Consider the following 6,024-nt stretch of genomic DNA (forward strand, 5'->3'; position numbering starts at 1 on the left):
CGCGGGGCTCGACCCGGCCCCGCGCGGCGACCGGGCTCCTCGTGGCGGAGGGCACCACGGTGGGCGCCCAAGGCGCTCACCCACGCCACCGCCAAGTGGGAGTGGCTCGCCGAGGTCGTCCGCCGGGACGGCGCCGACGGCGCACCCCGCCACCGGCATCGCCACGTGCTGCGCCTGTCCTACGGCCGGCACGGCGGCGGCACCGAGCAGCTCGGTTCCGCACCGAGGACGAGCGTCTCGTGGAGCAGGCGATCGCGGACGCCGCCGTCCTCACCGGCGTCGAGTTCAGCGCCGAGGACGTCGCCGCGTCCATGGTCGTGCGCTGGCGCGACGCGATCCCGCCGCAGTCCGGCCCGTCCCGCGCCGCCATGAAGGCGCTCACCGCCTACGCCGAGGCGACCGACGGCGTCGACGTGGTCGGCGCCTGGTCCGACGGCACCGGCCTCGCCTCGATCGTGGCCGCCGTGGACCGACGCTTCGGCTCCTTCGACCCCCTCACCCCCGCAGCAGGAAGAGAGTGACCACCATGCAGGACTCCCAGCACACCGCCGACGCCGCCACCGCCGAAGAGAACGCGCCGAACCCGCTGGCCGGCAAGGACTGGTTCACCACCTACACGGTGTTCGCCCGCCCGGACGACGGCTCCTCCCTGGCGCCCCTGTCCGGTCCGCAGGCCGACGACGCGGTGGCCGAGTTCGACGCGCTCGTAGCCGAGCTGGACGAGCAGGGCGTGACCGTCCGCGGCACCTACGACGTCTCCGGCATGCGCGCCGACGCGGACGTCATGGTGTGGATGTACGGCCAGGTCCCCCAGGACCTGCAGTCCGCGATCCGCCGCATCCGCCGCACCCGCCTGTTCGCCGGCACGCACATCGTGCTCTCGGCGATGGGCGCCGACCGCCTCGCCGAGTTCAACAAGGACCACATCCCGGCGTTCGCCATGGGCCGCGAGCCGCTCGAGTGGCTCTGCTTCTACCCGTTCGTGCGCTCCTACGACTGGTACACGATGGAGCCGAAGGAGCGCGCCCGCATGCTGCGCGAGCACGGTCTGCTCGGCCGTGACTTCCCGCAGGTCTGGGCCAACACCACCTCGGCGTTCGCCCTGAACGACTGGGAGTGGCTGCTCGGGCTGGAGGCCCCGAAGCTGACGGACCTGGTGGACATGATGCGCCACCTGCGGGACAACGAGACCCGCCACTACGTGCGCGAAGAGGTGCCGTTCTACACCGGCCGCCGCGTGAGCACCGCCGAGATCACGGAGGTGTTCGCCTGATGAGCCTGTCCCCGACGCACTACCACCCGGAGGACGCACCGCGTGCCGTCCGTCGGGTCCCGGAGGCTGCCGCGGGTGCGGACTACGACGTCTGCGGCACTATGACCCCCAAGGCCTACGACGCCCTGATGCTGGCCTCCTTCGGCGGACCGGAGGGCCAGGAGGACGTCATCCCGTTCCTCCGCAACGTCACGGCGGGCCGCGGCATCCCGGACGACCGCCTGGAGGAGGTCGCGGTCCACTACCGCACCAACGGCGGCGTCAGCCCGATCAACGCCCAGAACCGGGCGCTGATCGCCGCGATCGAGTCCGAGCTGGCCCGGCGCGGCCACGACCTGCCGGTGTACTGGGGCAACCGCAACTGGGAGCCGTACTTCCCGGACACCCTGAAGCGGATGGTCGACGACGGCCACCGCCGCATCCTGACCGTCACCACCTCCGCCTACTCCTGCTACTCCTCCTGCCGCCAGTACCGCGAGGACATGGGCATGGCCGTGCAGGAGCTGGGTCTCGAGGGCACGGTGGACCTGGACAAGACCCGCCAGTACTTCAACCACCCAGGCTTCGTGGAGCCGTTCCGGGACGGGCTGCGCGAGGACCTGGTCTCCCTGCGCGGCGAGGTGGGCGAGGACGCCCGCATCCACGTCCTGTTCGCCACCCACTCCATCCCGACCGCGGACGCCGACGCCGCCGGACCGCGTGAGCTGTCCGCGCAGCTGGCCGAGGAGACCGGCGCGGCCGCCGGTGAGGCCGAGGGCGCGGACCTGTACTCCGCCCAGCACCTGGACGTGGCCCGCGAGATCCTCGCCGGCGTCCCGGAGGCCGAGGACGTCGAGTGGTCCCTGGTCTACCAGTCCCGCTCGGGCGCCCCGCACGTGCCGTGGCTGGAGCCGGACATCAACGACGCCATGGAGGCGCTCGCCGGCGAGGGCGCGGAGAAGGACGCCGACGGCCGCGCCGTGGCCGGCTTCGTGGTGGTCCCGCTCGGCTTCGTGTCCGACCACATGGAGGTCCTCTGGGACCTGGACACCGAGGCCAAGGACACCGCCGCCGAGCTGGGGGTCGGCTTCCGCCGCACCGGCACGCCGGGCACCGATCCCCGGTTTGTGGCCGGGCTCGTGGACATCGTCGAGGAGCGCCTGGGCCTGCGCGAGGGCCGCGCCGCCGTCGGCTGCTTCCCGGCCTGGCCGGACGTCTGCCGCCCCGACTGCTGCGTGAAGGTCATGCGGGACGGGTCGGTCCGTCCCACCACCTCCGCGGTGGACGCGGACGTGCGCGGCTTGGCCGAGCACGCGGCGGCGACGACCGGCACCGCGACGACGACCGCAGACTCCGAGGAGGCCTGACCCCATGCCCGTGCGCGTCGGCACCCGAGGATCGGCCCTGGCCACCACCCAGACCCGGACGGTGGCGCAGGCGCTGACCGAGCAGTCCGGACTCGACCATGAGCTCGTGATCATCCGCACCGACGGGGACGTCACCACCGGCTCGCTCGCCTTGCTCGGCGGCACCGGCGTGTTCGCCTCCGCCCTGCGGGCCTCGATCCTGGACGGCGTGGTGGACATGGCCGTCCACTCGCTCAAGGACCTGCCGGCCGCCCAGCCGGAGGACCTGGAGATCGTGGCGATCCCACGCGCGCGGACCTGCGGGACGCCCTGTGCGCCCGTGACGGCCTGACGTTGGAGAGCCTCCCCGAGGGCGCGAAGGTGGGCACCGGCTCGCCGCGCCGCGTCGCCCAGCTCAAGGCGCTGCGCCCGGACCTGGAGCTCGTGGACATCCGGGGCAACGTGCAGACCCGCCTGGCCCGCGTGCCGGGTCTGGAGCAGCACGACGACAACGCCCCGGCGGCGGCCGGCTCCCCGCGCGGAGACCTGGACGCGGTCGTGTTGGCCTGCGCCGGCCTGGACCGGCTCGGCCTGGACCACGTCATCACCGAGCGGATCGACCCGGAGGTCATGCTCCCGGCCCCGGGGCAGGGCGCCCTGGCCGTGGAGGTGCGTGCGATCCACGACGGCATCTTCGGCGACGCCCGCCTGGATCCGGACTCGCCCGAGGGGAGGCTCCGCGCGGGCCTGGCTGGACTGGACGACCTGCACACCCATGCCGCCGTGACGGCCGAGCGTGCCCTGCTCCTGCGCTTGGAGGCCGGCTGCGCCGCGCCGATCGGGGCCGTGGCGCGCGTGGAGGGCGGGACGGACGAGAACGGGGCGAGCTCGCCGCGGATCGTCATGGACGCGATGGTCGCCGCCCTGGACGGCTCGCGCATCCTGCGCCGCACCTCCTCGGTGCAGCTGGACGCGGTGCCTCAGGACGTGGCCGCCGATCCCGAGCAGGCCGCCGAGTGGCTGGAGGACACCCTGATGATGGCCGCCGGTGCGCTCGGCGTGCACATGGCGGAGGCCTTCATCGACGAGGGTGCCGACCTGCTGCCGGGCACCGTCCGCGGCACCGGGGCCTGACCCGGAACGTCGTGGCTCGTCCTGTCGTCCTCACCCGTCAGCCGGCCCAGGCCGGCGCCCTGGGGGCGGGCCTGGCCGCGGCCGGGCGGACGTCCGGTTCTGCCGCTGACGGACTTCGAGCTGCCGGGTGAGCCCGGGCCGCTGCGGGCCGTGGTGGCCCGGGTCGAGGCCGGGGAGTGCGCCTGGCTGGTGCTGACCAGCCCGAACACCGTGCGTGCCCTGCAGGCCGCCGGCTGGACGGGGCGAGTGGGCGGGGGCGTCCGTGTGGCCGTGACCGGGAAGGGCACCGCCCGCCTGCTGACAGAGCTGGGCTGCACCGCCGAGCCGTGGATGCCGGAGCAGGCCTCGGCCGCCGGGATCCTGGCCGAGTTCCCGTCCGCGGGGGACGCGAACGAGGCGCCGGCCTCCCTCGTCCTGCTCCCGCAGTCCGCGCTGGCCACGGGCGAGCTGACCTCAGGTCTGGAGGCCAGGGGTTGGCACGTCGCCCGTGTGGAGGCCTATCGGACCGTGCCCTACCCGGCCGACCCGAGGCGCCGACTGCTGCCCGAGTCCTCCGATCAGGAGGCGGGGGATGCGGCGGAGGCGGGCGCCGTCGTCGTGCCGGTCGAGGCACTGGCCGGCCGCGACGTGGTGCTCACCAGCCCGTCCGCCGCGCGCGAGCTGGCGGTGCATCCCGGGTGGGACGACCGCGGGTCCGCCTGACCTGCCGCCTGGTGGCGATCGGACGGCCGACCGCCGCAGAGGCGCATCGGCTGGGCATGGAGCTGTCCGCCGTCGCGGAGAGCCCGGACGCGGACGGGATCCTCGCGGCACTGGGCCACGGGCTCACGCTGGAGGAGGCTGCGCGCGCGGCGGACACGGACGGCGAGTATGCCGAGCCCGGGCCGCTGCGTGACCGGCTCGTCGGCGCGATCGTGGACGGCACCAAGACGGCCACGGCCGCGCTGCTGCGGGACTTCGAAGGCGAGGGTGAGCCCCTGCCGCGGGTGGGCGACCGTGAACGCGTCCTGGACTCGGTGGGTCAGGTGGCGGCGGTCGTGGAGGTCACGGGGGTGGCCGTCGTGCCGCTGGGCGAGGTGCCGAACTGGCATGCCGTGGCCGAGGGCGAGGGCGAGGGCGATGTGGACGTGCGAGCCTGGCGTGCCTCGCACGAGGAGTTCTGGGGCGGCGCGCTGCCAGACGACACCGAGGTGGTCCTGATCCACCTGGCCCGCATCGCCTGACGTTCCGGCGCGACTCAGCCGGTGGTGCGGGCTGGGGCGGTCGTGCCGTCAGTTGTTCGGCGGCGGTGTCATCACGTCCACCCGAGGAGGGCGCAGGATGGAGCGCGCCACGTTCTGGAAGTCGTGCTGGAACAGCAGCGTGGAGGCCTCCTCCTCGGTGAGGTCATAGGCATGCGCCAACATGCGCACGTTCTCCGTGTAGAAGGCATGCAGCTTGTCCACGCCCTTGAGGAACTCAAGCTCTTTCGCCATGCAGGTCAGCATAGGAACCCCACATGACCGTGCGGTGCCGCGTCGGTGAACGGAACGTGATGCACGCTGGGAGGGACTGCGGGGCGCAGGCTGTTCCCCGTGGCCACGGGGTATGCGGGAAGAACGGCGTTTCTGGAATCAGAATTGCCGGAACTCGGCCACGAACAGGGCCAGATCCGGCACCTCTGATGCCAGGTTTGACGTCCACGCTTCTGGCTGTGTCAAAGACGCCCATGCGTGCGCGTGGCGGCAGCATGGACGCCTTGGTGCGCAGGAGTCCTCGCCGAGACCGGTACAGGGCCGCGCGCGCCACCCCGCGAGTTGCCCCGCGCGCCGTCCAGCCCCGCTCAGCCCTCCGCGCGCCAGTAGGCGGAGCCGTCGGCGGCGCGCTCGTAGACGCCGAGGTCGACCGCGTGCCGGCGGAAGAAGGCCACGTCCTGTACGAAGAGGCCCAGGCGGCCGTTGAGGCCGGCCTCCGTCACGCGCTCACCCTCTGCCAGCACGCGCTGCGCCACGGCGCGGACGGCGTCGTCCACGTCGTCGAGCGCGAGGTCCTTCACGTCGATGCGCTCGCCGTCCAGCACCGCGAGCGGGCCGAGCGCCCGGTCCAGGTCGGCGACCACATCCCCCAGGAAGGTCTCCACGAAGAGGGGAGTGCCGTCGTCGGGGATCTGGACTGCTCCCAGGGAGGCGGCGCCGCGCAGGGGTCCGGCGTCCTCGGCCGTGGCCGTGCCGGCGAGCACGGCGCCCAGGCTGCGACGCAGCCTCGGATTGCGCAGCATCGCCAGCAGGGAGCGCGCCCGGCGCACGGTCCCGG

General features: G+C 73.5%; 7 protein-coding genes and 1 pseudogene. 6 read left to right on the forward strand and 2 right to left on the reverse strand.

Going from position 1 to position 6,024, the window contains the following annotated elements; all coding sequences use genetic code 11:
- Positions 1-239: 239 nt before the first annotated feature.
- The 6 genes and pseudogenes from AC2W7A_RS08455 (at position 240) to AC2W7A_RS08480 (ending at position 4,955) form a co-directional block, all read left to right on the forward strand.
- Positions 240-521 carry a hypothetical protein gene (locus tag AC2W7A_RS08455; RefSeq protein WP_485990971.1) on the forward strand — a complete coding sequence of 94 codons (282 nt, stop codon included), beginning with the start codon at positions 240-242 and terminating at the stop codon, positions 519-521.
- A gap of 5 nt (positions 522-526) precedes the next feature.
- Positions 527-1,273, forward strand: coding sequence for a hydrogen peroxide-dependent heme synthase (gene hemQ / locus AC2W7A_RS08460; RefSeq protein ID WP_485990977.1), 747 nt, complete (start codon positions 527-529; stop codon positions 1,271-1,273).
- Positions 1,273-2,619 (forward strand): ferrochelatase, encoded by a 1,347-nt coding sequence (locus AC2W7A_RS08465; RefSeq protein WP_485990972.1) that lies wholly within the window; start codon positions 1,273-1,275, stop codon positions 2,617-2,619. The genes hemQ and AC2W7A_RS08465 overlap by 1 nt, the downstream gene beginning before the upstream one ends.
- Before the next feature lie 4 nt (positions 2,620-2,623).
- Positions 2,624-3,732: pseudogene (gene hemC / locus AC2W7A_RS08470) on the forward strand (hydroxymethylbilane synthase).
- A gap of 150 nt (positions 3,733-3,882) precedes the next feature.
- Positions 3,883-4,434, forward strand: a complete 552-nt coding sequence (locus tag AC2W7A_RS08475) for a uroporphyrinogen-III synthase (RefSeq protein WP_485990973.1) — start codon at positions 3,883-3,885, stop codon at positions 4,432-4,434.
- A gap of 56 nt (positions 4,435-4,490) precedes the next feature.
- Positions 4,491-4,955 (forward strand): ASCH domain-containing protein, encoded by a 465-nt coding sequence (locus tag AC2W7A_RS08480; protein WP_485990974.1) that lies wholly within the window; start codon positions 4,491-4,493, stop codon positions 4,953-4,955.
- A gap of 48 nt (positions 4,956-5,003) precedes the next feature.
- On the opposite strand, the gene AC2W7A_RS08485 is transcribed toward AC2W7A_RS08480, so the two are convergent.
- Together AC2W7A_RS08485 and AC2W7A_RS08490 are read right to left on the reverse strand one after the other, a co-directional pair.
- On the reverse strand, positions 5,004-5,207 hold the full coding sequence (locus tag AC2W7A_RS08485) for a hypothetical protein (RefSeq protein WP_485990975.1): 204 nt from the start codon (positions 5,205-5,207) through the stop codon (positions 5,004-5,006).
- Positions 5,208-5,554: 347 nt separating this feature from the next.
- The coding region (locus AC2W7A_RS08490; protein WP_485990976.1) for a DUF2087 domain-containing protein at positions 5,555-6,024 on the reverse strand (470 nt) is incomplete at its 5' end.

This window comes from Micrococcus sp. LASM2_SD2 (genome assembly GCF_057364565.1).